Raw genomic sequence first — 14,057 nt, forward strand, 5'->3', positions numbered from 1 at the left:
GCCCGCGCCGGGCCTGCCCCGCCCCGGTCCGGCCACGGCTCGGCCCGGCTCGGCCGGCTCGGCCCGGCCACGGCTCGGCCCGCCCGTCAGTTCGGCTCGCCAGGCGTGCGGTAGAGGGCGTCGATGCGGTCCGCGTAGTCCCGCGCGATCGCCCCCCGCCTCAGCTTCAGCGACGCAGTCACATGGCCGCGCGCCTCCGTGAACTCCCCCGGCAGAACCGCGAAGCGCCGGATCGACTCCGGCCGCGACACGAGCCGGTTCGCCTCGTCGACCGCCCGCTGGAGGTCCGCCAGCAGTTCCTCGTCGCGCACCAGCTCCCGCATCGGCACGCCCTGCTTCTTGTGCATCTGCCGCCAGTGCGCGAGCCCGTCCGGCTCCAGCGTGATCAGCGCGGCGATGTACGGCCGGTTGTCGCCTACCACCATGCACTGGCCGACCAGCGGATGGGCCCGCAGCCAGTCCTCCAGCGGAGCGGGCGCCACGTTCTTGCCGCCGGAGGTGATGATCAGGTCCTTCTTGCGCCCGGTGATGGTGAGGTACCCCTCGGCGTCGAGCTCGCCGATGTCACCGGTGGCCAGCCAGCTGCCGGCCGGCAGCGCATGCCCGCTGTTCCAGTACCCGGCGAACACGTGCCCGCCACCCAGCAGCACCTCCCCGTCGTCCGCGATCCGTACGGCGGTGCCCGGCAGCGGCCACCCCACCGTGCCGAGCCGGGGCCGCAGCGGATGGGTCACGGTGCTCGCGCCGGTCGTCTCCGTGAGGCCGTAGCCCTCGAACACCTCGATGCCCGCGCCGGTGTAGAACGCCGCGAGCCGGCGACCCAGCGGCGAGCCGCCGCTCAGCACGTAGCGGACCCGCCCGCCGAGCGCGGCCCGGATCCGCCGGTAGACGAGCGGGTCGTACAGGGCCCGCGCGGCCCGCAGCCCGAGGCCAGGGCCCCTGCCCTCCGCCGCCTCCCCGACGCGCTGCGCGATGCGGGCGGCCCGGTCGAAGGAAGAGGCCCGGCCCATCTTCTCGGCGGTGGCGCGGGCGGTGTTGTAGACCTTCTCCAGGACGTAGGGGATGGCCAGCAGGAAGGTCGGCCGGAAGCCGGTGAGGTCGGCGAGCAGGTCCTCGGTACGGATGCTGGGCGCGTGCCCCAGCTTCACCCGCGCCCGCATGCACCCGACGGCGACCATCCGCCCGAAGACGTGGCTCAGGGGCAGGAACAGCAGGGTGGAGGCCGGATCCGTACTGACGGATCTGAAGACGGGGTGCAGCAGCTCCACCGCATTGTCCACCTGGGCGAAGAAGTTGGCGTGGGTGATCACGCACCCCTTGGGCTGCCCGGTGGTGCCGGAGGTGTAGATGAGGGTCGCGACGGAGTCGGGCGTACGGGCGGCCCGGCGCGCCTGCACCACCGCGTCGGGCAGGTGCTCCCCGGCCCTGACCAGCCGGCCGACGGCGCCGGTGTCGAATTCCCACAGGTGCGCCAGCCAGGGCAGGTTGGCCCGCTCGTTGCTGATCATCCGCGCCTGCGCAGTGTCCTCGACGGCGCAGGCCACGGCGCCGGAGTCCTGGATGATCCAGCGCGCCTGGAGGGCGGAGGAGGTCGGGTAGATGGGTACGGTGACCAGCCCCGCGGCCCATCCGGCGAAGTCGAGCAGGGTCCAGTCGTAGGTCGTACGGGCCATGATGGCCAGCCGGTCACCCTCGCGCAGCCCTTCCGCGATGAGCCCCTTGGCGACGGCGAGCACCTCGGCCGCGAACTCGGCGGCCGTGACGTCGCGCCAGGTCCCGTCCTGCTCCTTGCGGGCGAGCACCGCCTCGCCGGGGGCCTCCCGGGCGTTCTGGAAGGGGATGTCCCCGAGGGATCCCTGCTGCGGGACCGGCGCGAGCGCGGGGACCCGCACCTCGCGCACCACCCCGTCCACGACCCTCGTCACGGGCTCGACGGTGTCGACGGGCTTGACGGCGTCGACGGACTTGACCGGCCTCAGCTCGGCTTCCACGGCGGGGTCTCCTCGGCTCGACTCTGGAGTTACCGCCGGTAATCTACGGACGGGTAACCCGGCTGACCACCCCTCCGGCCACGCGAGCTCGAACCCACGCGACTCCTCCACACGCCCCGCACCGACCGCCCCCCGCACCCTCACGGCCCTCCCGCCCCACCGAACCCACCCCTCCGAGGAACGGGACGTCCCGACCGGCTTCGGAAGCACCCGCGTCCACACCTTCGGTACGGGCGAGCGCATACCCGTGGTGCTCCTGCACGGCCAGAGCGCGACACCCGCCGAATGGGGCCCGCACGTAGGCGGGTTGGCCGAGGACGGCCGCCGCGTACTGGCCCTCGACCGCGTGGGCGAGCCCGGATACAGCACGCAGACCCGCGAGATCGGGGACGCCGCCGACACGGCCGCATGGCTGGAGGAGGCCCTCACCGAGCTGGGCCTGGACCGCGTACACCTCATCGGTCGGAGTTGCGCCTGTCGCTGGAGGCGATGCGCGGCTTCCGGATCCGGCTGCCGCAGCCCCAGCCCATGACCGATGACGAGCTGCGCTCGATCACCGCACCCACCCTCGTCCTCTTCGGCGGCGCCGACCGCGTCATGGACTCCCGCCGCGCCGAGGCCCGCGCGCGACGCCTGATCCCGGGCGTCCGGGTGATTGAGCCGGCCGCCCGGTCGCTCAGGCGGCGGGCGCCTCGGCCGGACAGCTACGGCAGCGACCCGGATGCGGGGCCCGGAAGGCGCGTTCACAGCCGTCGCAGGTCTGGAACGGGTCCGGCCGCCTGTCCGCCCGGACCGCCGTCGCCGCCGGGGCGGGCGGGGCGGGCGGCAGGATCGGCGGAAGCAGCGCGGTGAGGCGGTACGCGAGCACGGCGGCGGGATGGTGCATGAGGTCGGGCAGGTTCGCGACCAGGGCCCGCGCGACCGCGTCCGGGTCGAGCCCGCGCTCCAGCCAGGCCGCAGCGCGCGGCGCGAGCCGCTGCACGTCTCGCTCGGACAGCAGGAGCCGGGGGTCGTACCGCCGCAGCCCGGCGAGCAGACCGACGGCCCCAGGGTGCGGGATCGGCTCCGCAGACGGGGTTGCGGGGGGCTCCGCCGCAGGCGGGGAAGCCTCCTCCGGCACGGGTTCCGGTACGGGCTCCGGTACGGCCTCCCGTACGGGCTCCCGTACCGGCAGCGGGGACGGCGCAGGCTCCGGGGACGGCGGGCCGTCCGGGCCGACGGCCCCCGGCCTGTTGTGCGAGTACGTCCGGGTCACCACCCGCCCGCCCTCCAGCCGCTCCCGCCGCCTCTCCAGGTAGCCGTGCTGCTCCAACTCCCGCAGGGCGGAGGCGATCCGCACCTCACCCTCCGGGAAACGGCAGGCCAGGGCCTTGATGCCGACGGGGACCCCGTCCGGCAGCGACTGGATGTACGCCGCGACGCCGATCGCCATCGCGGACAGGTGGGGGTGCTGGAGCAGATGGTTGCCCACCACGGTGAAGTGACGCGCGTGCGACGTGTTGACGTGGATGACACCGGATCGGGGGGTCCCGGAGGGAACGCGGGACGAGGCGCGCGAGGGCGCGCTAGGGTACTCAAGAGCCATCGGGAAGGTCTTGCTTCCTAGTTGGTCAGGCCCTCGACCGGGATGGCAGTCCCGCCGGGGGCCGAATCATGTCTGTGGTTGTCGGGGCGAGCATATGCCCGCCAACCGGGCCGAAATCCAGCCCAGTTGGCACCTTTCACCCATCCGAGCGACGTGCGCCCGGTTTGGTTGGGTTGGTTGGTTCTTTCCTCCGGTTCTTGGGCTCCTTATGCGTCTAGGCCCACCGGGACCCGGCTCCCCGCGACCCGGTTTCGCCGCACTCTCCGGGCACGTCGAGCTCCGCCCACACCGCCTTACACGGCGCCGGCCCCCGATCCACCCCCCAGCGGTCCGCGATCGCCTCCACCAGCACCAGGCCCCGTCCCGCCTCGTCTCCCTCGGCCGCGTCGCGGAAATCCGGGATCCGGTCGCCACGGGTGTCCACCACCTCGATCCGCAGCACTCCGCCGCCCAGGGTGAGACCGAGCCGAAAGTCCCGCCCGGGGACCCGGCCATGGGTCACGGCGTTGGCCGCCAACTCGGCGACGACGAGAGCGGGCCCGTCCGTCGGCAGACCCCATTCGGAGATCCTTTCGACGGCGAGCTGCCGCGCCTGGCGGGCGCCGCGCGGAGTGGCGGCGAGCTGGGCGCCGAATCGGCCTGCCGAGTACCAGATATGCGTAGTCACGTCACTCAGCGTGGTGCCGCGTGCGTACCGTGAGAAGCGGCAACGCCAGTGCGTCCGGCCTTTGTCCGGCGCCTGTCCGGTGCTGTCCCGGCTGTCCTGAACCGCCGTGGGGCAGGGGGTGTTGAGGACATCGGTACGTCGGAAGCGGGCGCGCATGAGCGTGGACAGTGACGGTACGGAAGACGCGGGCTGGGACGTCGACCCCGAGGACGAACAGGGAGTCGCGGTCCTGGCGGCGCTCGGCCGCCAGCTTCGCGCGTGGCGCGAGGAAGCGGGTATCCGGGCCGCCGACTTCGGCACTGCGGTCGGCTACGGCGAAGACCTGGTCCGCAAGGTCGAAGCGGGCAAGCGGATCCCCCGCCCCGAGTACCTGGACAAGGCGGACGAGGTACTGCGGGCGGGCGGACGCATCGCGGCGATGAAGGCCGACATGGAACAGGTCCGCTACCCGAAGAAGGTCCGGGACCTGGCAAAGCTGGAGGCCAGGGCCGTCGAGATCGGGGCGTACGGCAGTCACAACATCCACGGGCTCCTACAGACGCCGGAGTATGCGGCGGCACTGTTCAGGATGCGGCGCCCTGCGTACTCCCAGGACGAGCTGGACCAGGTCCTGGCCGCGCGCATGGCCCGACGCTCGATCTTCGAGCGGACTCCCGGTCCCACCCTCACCTTTGTCCAGGAAGAGGTCACTCTCCGCCGCCGGATCGGAGGCACAATGGTGCTGCGCGCTCAGCTCGAACACCTGCTGGAAGTCACTCAGTTGCCGAACGTGGAGTTCCAGGTCATGCCGACGGACGTCGAGGAGCATGCGGGCATGGGAGGTCGCATCCAGGTGCTGAAGTTCGAAGACGGTACGGCGGTCGGCCGATCGGACGGGGCGTTCCACGGACGGCCGGTCTCCGACCCGAAACAGCTCCGGATCCTTGAACTGCGCTATGGCATCATCCGAGCTCAGGCGCTCACGCCACGAGAGTCGCTGGCCTTCATCGAGGAACTGCTGGGAGAAACGTGATCCACAACCCCGAGCTGGACTGGTTCAAGAGCAGCTACAGCGACAGTAGCGAAGGCGACGACTGCGTTGAAGTGGCCACCACTCCCACCACGGTGCACGTCCGCGACTCCAAGGTGCTCCAGAGCCCCGGCATCACCTTCTCCCCGGTGGCGTGGGCCGGATTCGTGGCGGGAGCGTCGTGATCGACCATCCCGAGCTGGACTGGTTCAAGAGCAGCTACAGCGACGGCAGCGAGGGCGACTCCTGCGTCGAGGTGGCCACCGCCCCCGCCACCGTGCACGTCCGCGACTCCAAGGTCCGCCAGGGCCCCCACCTCACCTTCACCCCCGCCGCCTGGGCCGGATTCGTCTCGCACGCCTGCCCCCCGTACACCGCAGGCGTGCCGACGACATCGGCCTGATCCCCTCAGGTCCGGGCGGCGCGGGCGGCGCGGGCGCTCGACAGGGCCTGGCCCAGGGCCAGCATGCTCAGGCCGAACATCGTGATACCCAGGGGGACGTGGAGCGACTTCACGTGCGCGACGCCCAGGACCACCTGCACCGAGGCGAGGGCGAGGAAGCCGGACGCGTGCAGGATGGGGCGGGGTGAGCCGCCGCCCGGCCGCCAGGCCAGGATTGCGGCGAGGACGTACACCATCGACGCCCCGTACATGACCTTCGAGCCGGCGTCGTGCAGCGCGTACCCGTGGGACGAGGTCAACAGCACCCCGGCGGTGGCCGCCTGGAAGAACAGGGCCATCGTCTGCAAGGCGATCGCTACACGTACGAAAGTGAATCTGCCCGGCACTGCGGTCGTCTGAACGGCCATGGAACGGCCCCCTCTTCTGCCTCGCGGCGGTGGATCGGTAGTCTCTCGACAGTCCGACGACGCAGGCCCGCGAAATGTGAGGCGGCGTTGTGAGCTGGCGTTGTGAGGCGGGCGGCCTGTCGACCTCACCGTCACGTGCGGCGATCCGGCCCCGGCAGCGCGAGCGGACGCGGATGAGATGAGCCAAGGAGCGGCCACGCCCATGAGTACGACGCCCGAGCCTGCGCACGACCGGCCCGAGCCGGGCCTGAGCGCGCTCCTCAGCGAGCGGCGTCGGCTGCTCAACCTCGCCTACCGGCTGCTCGGTTCGCTGGCCGAGGCCGAGGACGCGGTGCAGGAGACGTACACCCGCTGGTACGCCATGACGCGTCGGCAGCAGGAGGCCATCGAGTCGCCCGCCGCCTGGCTGACCAAGGTCGCGGGCCGCGTCTGTCTCGACGTGCTCGGCTCGGCGCGCGCCCGGCGCGAGCGCTACGTCGGCACCTGGATACCCGAGCCGCTGCCCGACCACACGGAGTGGATCAGCGGGCGGGCGGTCGACGCGCGGACCGACCCCGCCGACCGGATCACCCTGGACGAGTCGGTGAACATGGCCTTCCTCGTCGTACTGGAATCGATGACACCGGCGGAACGCGTGGCGTTCGTCCTGCACGACGTCTTCCGCTACCCCTTCGCCGAGATCGCCGACGTCGTCGGCCGGACGCCGGCGGCCTGTCGGCAGCTGGCGTCCTCGGCACGCCGGCGTGCCGGCGCCGCGCAGGCCCCCGCGGCTCCGGCGGCCGGGCAGGCCGCGCTGGTACGGCACTTCAAGGAGGCGTGGGAGGCGCGGGACATCGAAGCCCTCGTCGGCCTCCTCGACCCCGGTGCCACGATGAACGCCGACGGCGGGGGCCTGGTCGGTACCGTCCTGCACCCGGTCGAAGGCAGCGAGGACATCGCCGCGTACCTGATCCACATCGCCGACAAGGCCCCCGGACTGACCCTGCTGGAGCGGACGGTCAACGGCCGGCCCGGGCTGGTCGCCCAGCACGGCGGGGTCACGGTGACCGTGGCCGCGTTCGACCTCGCCGGCGACCGCGTCGCCCGGATCTGGGCGGTCCGCAACCCGGACAAGCTCCAGGCGTGGCCGCGCAGCGCACCGGACGCGGTGCGATGAGCGAGCTCGACCTGCCGGGGGACCGCGGCTGCCTGCGGTGGGTGCTGGGCGTCCCGCTCGCCGCCCTCGTCTACCTCCCCGCGTCCTTGTCCTGCTACCTCGCCCTGGTCATGCAGCCGCAGTCACCGCACGACCAGGTGCGGGAGGACGTCCGCTTCATGGCCGGGGTCTGCGTCTTCCTGTGTCTGGTGGGGCTGCTGATCACCCTCACCCCGGTGTTCCGCAGGACCCTGGGCCGATGGTGGTTCGCCCTGCCCTTCCTGCTGGCGGCGCTCGCGTACGCCCGCGCGCAGACCGTCTAACGTCGCTCTGGTCCGTGCTGGGGCGCGGTGCGAACGCGGCCACCTCGTCGAACGCCCCGAGCCCCTCTCGGCGTGAGCAGCCTCAGCCGATCCGCAGAAGCCGGGAGGATCTCAGGCACTCGCGCGCCGTATGTGCAGGTGGCCATCGCAGGGGAAGGAGGGCGGTGCCGCGGGCAGGATGGTGTCGAAGTCCGGTCCCCCGCTGCCCAGCCCTGCTGCTGAGCCTGCACCCAGCGTGTCCCGTCGGCATCGGTGTCCACGACAGAGCTCGCCCACTGGCGCAGTGTCCGATCCCGGCTCACCTCGACCAATGCGGCGACGTCTTCCATGCGCCAGGGGCGAAGAACGAGAGCGGGAGAGACCGGCGACGGGGCCACCTGAAGTACGACCGGGACACTCATCAGCCGATCATGTGTGGCGGCGTTCTCCTCCGATGCCAGCCGCGTCCGCCCGATGCTGCCTTGTGACCGCCCCGTCATTGCTGTGTCCGGGTGCGCAGAGCGTGGACGGACCAGTCGAACACTGGAGCCAGGCTCTCCGGGGCCGGCCAGCCGTTGACCACTGCGAGCAGCTGGAGGTACCGCTCCCTGCGGGGGTCGTTCACGCTCTCCAGTCGAGTCGCCAGCCGGCGGCGAAGCTCGATGTCGTCGGGGCGGCCGAGGAGGTGCGCGTAGTACGCCGTGAACTGCGCGACGATCGGATCGGCCTGGGGTGAGGCCGGGGCGATGCCGGCGGTCAGGGCCGGGCCGACCTGGTCACGGACGGCTGCGGCAATGTCGCGGCGCGGGGCCGTCACGTCGCTTCGGGTCTGCTCGGCCGCCTGGTCCTCGACCATCCGCCGCATGACGGCGCGGAAACCCGGATCCAGGGACATTTCGGCCAGTTCCACCCACGCCTGGACCTGCTCTGCCTCCGGGTTGTCAGGCAACTCGGGGGTCATCGAGCGCATGGCCCCCGCGAATGCGGGGGCGGCGTCAAGGCCGCCGAAGACGGTGTCGAGGAAATCGCCGATCAGACGGCTGCGTTCGTCCTCGGAAAGCCGTGCCAGCTGGTGCATGCGTTCTGTCTCCTCAGGTGTGGACCCGCGCTCGGCCACCGCCGTCAGCACCGCGCGCCGCAGGCGCAGGACGCGGATCTGCACCGTCAGTGCTTCGGCGTGCGCTGCGGCGACCTCGGGAAGCGAGAGCTCGTGGTCCACGACCTTGCGGATCGTGGGAAGGTCCAGTCCCAGCTCGCGCAGGGTACGCACGAGGTCCAGGCGTGCGACGGCGTCGATGCCGTAGAGGCGGTAGCCGGCCGGGCTGCGGTCGGTCGGCGCCACGATTCCGCGATCGGAGTAGAACCGAATGGTCTTGACCGTGAGACCGGTCCGTCGAGCAAGTTCGCCGATCGAGTAGAGCGTGTCGCCGTTCATGTCCCCACCTTTGGGTCTCCCCCTACGGGAGACACAAGTCCCTTCGCCTGCCGGCAGACAACCACTTAGTGCCACCACTCCGTGGGGTAGTACACCGCGCGGGGCCGGGCGTTCCAGGTTCACGCCCCATGAGCAGCGATTGACGGAGAAGACTGGCTGCTGCTCGGCGATCTTCTTCCTGCGGTCTGCAACCGGCACCGCTTCGGCGTGCGTGTCGATGATCTGAGAAGCGCGCGGAGCGGAACCGGTGGGGCGGCGAAGTGAGCACGGGACAGCGAACGGACGGAAGGTGACACGGCGTGGACCACGATCAGGTTCTCGAAGCGTTTCAGCAGGAATGCACAGCCGTCGGCGACGCCGTGGCCGGACTGTCCGCAGCCGAGTGGAACCTCCCGACACGCTGCACTCCCTGGACCGTACGCGACCTGCTCGGGCACGTATGCGTGGTGATCGACTGGCTTCCGGCCATGCTGGACGCGCCAGAACCAGGCGAGGCGGAGATCTCCGCAGTGGAGTACTACCGCCCGGACGACCGCTTCTCATCGCAGACCAACGGCAAGCGGATCGCCCTGGCCCAGGACCGTGCGGCGGAGCCAGCCGACGGAGCTGCCTGCGCCGAGGACTTCGCCGCGACGTGGCGGCGGGCTGACCGGCTGTGCCGGGCCCAAGCGGGCGGTCGGACCGTGCGGACACGCCATGGCGACGCCATGCTCCTGTCGGAGTTCCTCCTCACCCGCGTCGTGGAAGTCGCCGTCCACGGCCTCGACCTGGCCGACGCACTCGGACGCGAAGCCTGGCTCACCCCGGCGGCCGGTGACGCCGTGACGGAGCTGCTCCTCGGCCCGGAGCACGCCCCGGCGGCCGACAAGCTGGAGTGGAGCCGTCCCCGCTTCCTGCGCAAGGCCACCGGCCGGGAGCCGCTGACCGAGCCGGAGGCCGCGCAGGTCGAACGGCTCGGCATCCGCTGGCTCGCCCTGGGCTGATCTCCGTGCACAACCGGTCTGGGTCGAAACCGCGCCGAGGTAGTGGTGGCCGGTCATGTGGCGGACCTGCGAATCAACTCATTCTGAAACGATCAGTAAGACGCACCGCAGCCCCCGCCCGGACGGGGGCGGGGGCTGCGGGCGGGTCCGGTGCGGACGCGGCGGTCAGGCTGCGACGGCCACCGGCTCCTGCGTGGCCGGTGCGGCCGACGGGGTCGGCTCGTCCAGGGCGGAGACCGAGGCGGAGGCGTAGGCCTCCTTGTCCAGGATTCCCTCGCGGGCCGAGACGATGACGGGGACCAAGGCCTGGCCGGCCACGTTGGTGGCGGTGCGGATCATGTCCAGGATCGGGTCGATCGCCATCAGCAGGCCGACGCCCGCCAGCGGCAGGCCCAGCGTGGAGAGGGTCAGCGTCAGCATGACGGTGGCGCCGGTCAGACCGGCCGTGGCGGCCGAGCCGATGACCGAGACGAAGACGATGAGCAGGTACTCCTTGATGCCCAGCTGCACGTCGAAGATCTGCGCGATGAAGATCGCGGCGAGCGCCGGGTAGATCGCGGCGCAGCCGTCCATCTTGGTGGTGGCGCCGAACGGGACGGCGAACGACGCGTATTCCTTCGGGACGCCGAGCCGCTCGGTGACCTTCTGGGTGACCGGCATCGTGCCGACCGAGGAGCGGGAGACGAAGGCCAGCTGGATGGCCGGCCAGGCGCCCTTGAAGAACTGCAGCGGGCTGACCTTGGCGACCGTCGCGAGCAGCAGCGGGTAGACGACGAACATCACGAGGGCGCAGCCGATGTAGATGTCGGCGGTGAAGGTGGCGTACTTGCCGATCAGGTCCCAGCCGTACGTGGCGATCGCGGTGCCGATCAGGCCGATGGTGCCGATCGGGGCCAGGCGGATGACCCACCACAGGGCCTTCTGGAGGAGCTCCAGCGCGGACTCGGCGAGGTCGAGGACCGGCTTGGCCTTGGCGCCGATCTGGAGGGCGGCGATGCCGGCGACGACGGCCAGGAAGACGATCTGGAGGACCTTCAGCTGGGTGAACGGCGTGACGATGTCCGTCGGGACGATCCCGGTCAGGAAGTCGATCCAGGAGCCGGTCTTCTTCGGGTCCTTGCCGTCGGCGGCGGTGAGGCCGGTGCCGGAGCCCGGGTCGGTCAGCAGGCCGATCGCGATGCCGATGCCGACCGCGATCAGCGAGGTGATCATGAACCAGAGCAGCGTCCGGGAGGCGAGCCGCGCGGCGTTGTTCACCTTCCGCAGGTTGGTGATCGACACCAGGATCGCGAAGAAGACGAGCGGGGCGATGGCGAGCTTCAGCAGCTGGATGAAGATGTCGCCGGTCTTCTCCAGGGTGGTCCCGAGCCAGCTGACGTCCTGGCTGCGGGCTATCCACCCGAAGAGGACGCCGAGCGCGAGACCGGCGACGATCTGGGCCCAGAAGGGGAACTTGAACGAGGCCTTGGCCGGGGCCGGGGCCGGGGCGGGGGCCTGGGGGGACGCGGATGTCGCGGACACGGACACTCTCCGGTGAGGGGCGCACAAAGAACGGGGAACGAACGGGGGGAAGTTCTGCGAGGGAACGCGGTGGGGCGCGGTGTGACGCGGCGCGGCAGGAGCCGGAAAGGGCCGGCCGGGACGCGAGGACCGCTGCTGTATCGATTCAGCTCAACAGCAACAGGCCGCGGACGCGCGGCGGCAGAGGTCGACGTGCAGGCGCGCCACGAGCGGAACGCTCGTGGTCATCGGGTGCGCAGCTGTGGTCGACATGTTGAACACGCTAACACTTCTCCTTTGAGAATCTCAAAGGGACTCTTTGAGTCGGGAGCGCGCGGCCTCTCCCGCGCCACCCCGGAAAACGCGAACGCCCCAGCACGCGGGGGTGGTTACCCGGTGCTGGGGCGGTTCGATGCGTCCGCGATAAGCCTACGAACTCACGAGCTCACGCGCGCCGCGTCGTCGGCCTGGTCCTCCTGGCTGCGGTTCGCGGCCAGCTTCTGCTTCGCGCCCTCGACGCGTCCGGAGATCTGCGCGGACATCTCGTCGCGCTGCTTGCGCAGGAGGACGAAGGAGAGCGGGGCGGAGATCACCAGCGCGAGCAGCGCGACCCAGGCGAGGTTGGCGTCCCCGAGCCCGGCGGGCACCCAGCCGAGCCGCACCAGGACGGCGACGACGACGAGGCATCCGACGAAGATGCCCAGGCGCATCGCGGTGTAGCGGATCGTTGCGCTCGTCTTGAGGGACACGGTGACCCCTTCTCTCTCGTCGTCCTGTGTCGGTGCGTTCCCGTCCAGTGAAGCACGCCCGCACCGCACCCCGGCCAGCCGGGCCCCTGGAGGGGCGCGCCTAGCGCAGCGGCAGCAGCATCGTCACGTCGTCGCGGTCGTCGCCCGGGGCGACCCGGATCGCGCCGGGGACGCGTCCGACCTCGCGGTAGCCGCAGGACGCGTAGAAGCGCTCCAGGCCCTGACCGCCGCGGGCGCCGAGGCGGATCGCCTCGATGCCCTCGATCGAGCGGGCCGCGTCCGCCACCGCGGCCATCAGCGCGCGCCCGCCACCCTTGCCCTGGTGGCGGGGATGGACCATCACCGTGTACGCCCACACCCAGTGGAGCTGGAGGTGGTGCGTGTTGTGGGTCAGGAAGGCGGTGGCGGCGACCGCCCCGTCCTCGTCGTGCCCGACGACCAGCCGGCTGCCCCCGTCGGCGACCGCGGCGAGCTGCTTGACCAGGGACGGGCGGATGTCGTCGGGGGTGACGGGGGGCACGAAGCCCACCGCGCCGCCCGCGTTGGACACATCCGTCCACAGGCTGAGGATTCCGGCGTGCAGGGCCGAGTCGACCACGGGGTCAAGCGTGAAGGTAAGAGGCACGGCTGCATCTTAGTCATTACCCTGGCGGGCGCCAACAGACAAAGGAGCCCCGGTCCGCAGGGCGGCCGGGGCTCCGGTGTGCGACTGGTGGCGCGTCAGACGCGCATCGCCTGCGGGGTCTCGCGCAGCCCCGCGTCCGGACCGGGGTACTCGCGGATGATCTCGTAGCGCGTGTTGCGCTCGACCGGGCGGAAGCCCGCCTCGCGGATCAGCTCCAGCAGGTCCTCGCGGCCCAGCTTGTTCGGGGTGCCGTAGTTGTCGGCGTCGTGCGTGATCTTGTACTCGACGACCGAGCCGTCCATGTCGTCCGCGCCGTGCTGGAGCGCGAGCTGGGCGGTCTGCACGCCGTGCATGACCCAGAAGACCTTCACGTGCGGCACGTTGTCGAAGAGCAGACGGGAGACGGCGAAGGTCTTCAGGGCCTCCGCGCCCGTCGCCATCGTCGTCCGCGCCTGGAGCTTGTTGCGTACCTTGCCGTCCTTCATGTCCACGAAGTCGTGCTGGTAGCGCAGCGGGATGAAGACCTGGAAACCGCCGGTCTCGTCCTGGAGCTCCCGCAGCCGCAGCACGTGGTCCACGCGGTGGCGCGGCTCCTCGATGTGCCCGTAGAGCATCGTCGAGGGTGTCTTGAGGCCCTTGGAGTGCGCCAGGCGGTGGATGCGCGACCAGTCTTCCCAGTGGGTGCGGTGGTCGACGATGTGCTGGCGGACCTCCCAGTCGAAGATCTCCGCGCCGCCGCCCGTGAGCGACTCCAGACCGGCCTCGATCAGCTCGTCCAGGATGTCGGAGGCCGACATGCCGGAGATCGTCTCGAAGTGGTGGATCTCGGTCGCCGTGAACGCCTTCAGCGAGACGTTCGGCAGCGCCTTCTTCAGCTCGGACAGCGAGCGCGGGTAGTAGCGCCACGGCAGGTTCGGGTGCAGGCCGTTGACGATGTGCAGCTCGGTGAGGTTGTCGTTCTCCATGGCCTTGGCCAGGCGGACGGCTTCCTCGATGCGCATCGTGTACGCGTCCTTCTCGCCCGGCTTGCGCTGGAACGAGCAGTACGCGCAGGAGGCGGTGCACACGTTCGTCATGTTGAGGTGACGGTTGACGTTGAAGTGGACGACGTCGCCGTTCTTGCGCGTGCGCACCTCGTGGGCGAGGCCGCCGAGCCAGGCCAGGTCGTCCGACTCGTAGAGGGCGATGCCGTCCTCACGGGTCAGCCGCTCGCCGGAGCGGACCTTCTCCTCCAGCTCACGCTTGAGCCCAGCGTCCATGTGCCGG

At 70.9% G+C, this 14,057-nt stretch carries 16 protein-coding genes; 7 read left to right on the forward strand and 9 right to left on the reverse strand.

What is annotated here, in order from left to right:
* Nucleotides 1–86: 86 nt before the first annotated feature.
* Nucleotides 87–1,991, reverse strand: coding sequence for an AMP-dependent synthetase/ligase (locus ACF059_RS28350; protein ID WP_392062369.1), 1,905 nt, complete (start codon nt 1,989–1,991; stop codon nt 87–89).
* Nucleotides 1,992–2,238: 247 nt separating this feature from the next.
* On the opposite strand from ACF059_RS28350, the gene ACF059_RS28355 reads away from it, so the two are divergent.
* Nucleotides 2,239–2,523, forward strand: coding sequence for an alpha/beta fold hydrolase (locus ACF059_RS28355; protein ID WP_392062372.1), 285 nt, complete (start codon nt 2,239–2,241; stop codon nt 2,521–2,523).
* A 144-nt stretch (nt 2,524–2,667) separates the two neighbouring features.
* Here ACF059_RS28355 and ACF059_RS28360 read toward each other — a convergent pair whose 3' ends face one another.
* A complete protein-coding gene (locus ACF059_RS28360; RefSeq protein WP_392062375.1) occupies nt 2,668–3,462 on the reverse strand; it encodes a helix-turn-helix domain-containing protein in 795 nt (264 codons plus the stop codon).
* A gap of 328 nt (nt 3,463–3,790) precedes the next feature.
* Nucleotides 3,791–4,243 (reverse strand): ATP-binding protein, encoded by a 453-nt coding sequence (locus ACF059_RS28365; protein WP_392062378.1) that lies wholly within the window; start codon nt 4,241–4,243, stop codon nt 3,791–3,793.
* Between the two features lie 154 nt (nt 4,244–4,397).
* Here ACF059_RS28365 and ACF059_RS28370 point away from each other — a divergent pair, with 154 nt between their 5' ends.
* The 3 genes from ACF059_RS28370 to ACF059_RS28380 are packed head-to-tail and all read left to right on the forward strand — an operon-like array spanning nt 4,398 to nt 5,655.
* A complete protein-coding gene (locus ACF059_RS28370) occupies nt 4,398–5,255 on the forward strand; it encodes a helix-turn-helix domain-containing protein (protein WP_392062381.1) in 858 nt (285 codons plus the stop codon).
* On the forward strand, nt 5,252–5,437 hold the full coding sequence (locus ACF059_RS28375; RefSeq protein ID WP_392062383.1) for a DUF397 domain-containing protein: 186 nt from the start codon (nt 5,252–5,254) through the stop codon (nt 5,435–5,437). The genes ACF059_RS28370 and ACF059_RS28375 overlap by 4 nt, the downstream gene beginning before the upstream one ends.
* A complete protein-coding gene (locus ACF059_RS28380) occupies nt 5,434–5,655 on the forward strand; it encodes a DUF397 domain-containing protein (RefSeq protein ID WP_392062385.1) in 222 nt (73 codons plus the stop codon). The genes ACF059_RS28375 and ACF059_RS28380 overlap by 4 nt, the downstream gene beginning before the upstream one ends.
* 5 nt (nt 5,656–5,660) lie before the next feature.
* On the opposite strand, the gene ACF059_RS28385 is transcribed toward ACF059_RS28380, so the two are convergent.
* Nucleotides 5,661–6,062: a hypothetical protein gene (locus ACF059_RS28385; RefSeq protein WP_392062388.1), complete on the reverse strand. Its 402-nt coding sequence runs from the start codon at nt 6,060–6,062 to the stop codon at nt 5,661–5,663.
* A 202-nt stretch (nt 6,063–6,264) separates the two neighbouring features.
* On the opposite strand from ACF059_RS28385, the gene sigJ reads away from it, so the two are divergent.
* A complete protein-coding gene (gene sigJ / locus ACF059_RS28390) occupies nt 6,265–7,218 on the forward strand; it encodes an RNA polymerase sigma factor SigJ (RefSeq protein ID WP_392062391.1) in 954 nt (317 codons plus the stop codon).
* A complete protein-coding gene (locus tag ACF059_RS28395; RefSeq protein ID WP_392062394.1) occupies nt 7,185–7,520 on the forward strand; it encodes a hypothetical protein in 336 nt (111 codons plus the stop codon). Before sigJ ends, ACF059_RS28395 begins: the two co-directional genes overlap by 34 nt.
* A gap of 475 nt (nt 7,521–7,995) precedes the next feature.
* Here the strand turns inward: ACF059_RS28395 and ACF059_RS28400 are convergent, their stop codons facing one another.
* Nucleotides 7,996–8,934, reverse strand: coding sequence for a MerR family transcriptional regulator (locus ACF059_RS28400; protein ID WP_392062397.1), 939 nt, complete (start codon nt 8,932–8,934; stop codon nt 7,996–7,998).
* 299 nt (nt 8,935–9,233) lie between these two features.
* Here ACF059_RS28400 and ACF059_RS28405 point away from each other — a divergent pair, with 299 nt between their 5' ends.
* Nucleotides 9,234–9,917 (forward strand): maleylpyruvate isomerase N-terminal domain-containing protein, encoded by a 684-nt coding sequence (locus tag ACF059_RS28405; protein WP_392062400.1) that lies wholly within the window; start codon nt 9,234–9,236, stop codon nt 9,915–9,917.
* A gap of 165 nt (nt 9,918–10,082) precedes the next feature.
* Here the strand turns inward: ACF059_RS28405 and ACF059_RS28410 are convergent, their stop codons facing one another.
* From ACF059_RS28410 to mqnE, 4 genes are all read right to left on the reverse strand, one after another.
* Nucleotides 10,083–11,438, reverse strand: a complete 1,356-nt coding sequence (locus tag ACF059_RS28410) for a dicarboxylate/amino acid:cation symporter (RefSeq protein WP_392062402.1) — start codon at nt 11,436–11,438, stop codon at nt 10,083–10,085.
* A 416-nt stretch (nt 11,439–11,854) separates the two neighbouring features.
* Complete coding sequence (locus ACF059_RS28415; protein ID WP_392062559.1) at nt 11,855–12,127, reverse strand: DUF4229 domain-containing protein; 273 nt, start codon at nt 12,125–12,127, stop codon at nt 11,855–11,857.
* 139 nt (nt 12,128–12,266) lie between these two features.
* Complete coding sequence (locus ACF059_RS28420; protein ID WP_392062405.1) at nt 12,267–12,791, reverse strand: GNAT family N-acetyltransferase; 525 nt, start codon at nt 12,789–12,791, stop codon at nt 12,267–12,269.
* Between the two features lie 95 nt (nt 12,792–12,886).
* Entirely contained in the window at nt 12,887–14,050 is a 1,164-nt protein-coding gene (gene mqnE, locus ACF059_RS28425; protein WP_360901644.1) for an aminofutalosine synthase MqnE, read from the reverse strand.
* Between the last annotated feature and the right edge of the window lie 7 nt (nt 14,051–14,057).

This window comes from Streptomyces sp. NPDC016562 (genome assembly GCF_043076955.1).
Classification (GTDB): Bacteria; Actinomycetota; Actinomycetes; order Streptomycetales; family Streptomycetaceae; genus Streptomyces.

Excerpts from the sequence above, each read along its gene's own strand:
- ACF059_RS28370 (WP_392062381.1), top strand. The coding sequence starts at position 4,398 with ATGAGCGTGGACAGTGACGGTACGGAAGACGCGGGCTGGGACGTCGAC.
- ACF059_RS28400 (WP_392062397.1), bottom strand. The coding sequence starts at position 8,934 with ATGAACGGCGACACGCTCTACTCGATCGGCGAACTTGCTCGACGGACC.
- ACF059_RS28385 (WP_392062388.1), bottom strand. The coding sequence starts at position 6,062 with ATGGCCGTTCAGACGACCGCAGTGCCGGGCAGATTCACTTTCGTACGT.
- sigJ (WP_392062391.1), top strand. The coding sequence starts at position 6,265 with ATGAGTACGACGCCCGAGCCTGCGCACGACCGGCCCGAGCCGGGCCTG.
- ACF059_RS28415 (WP_392062559.1), bottom strand. The coding sequence starts at position 12,127 with ATGCGCCTGGGCATCTTCGTCGGATGCCTCGTCGTCGTCGCCGTCCTG.
- mqnE (WP_360901644.1), bottom strand. The coding sequence starts at position 14,050 with ATGGACGCTGGGCTCAAGCGTGAGCTGGAGGAGAAGGTCCGCTCCGGC.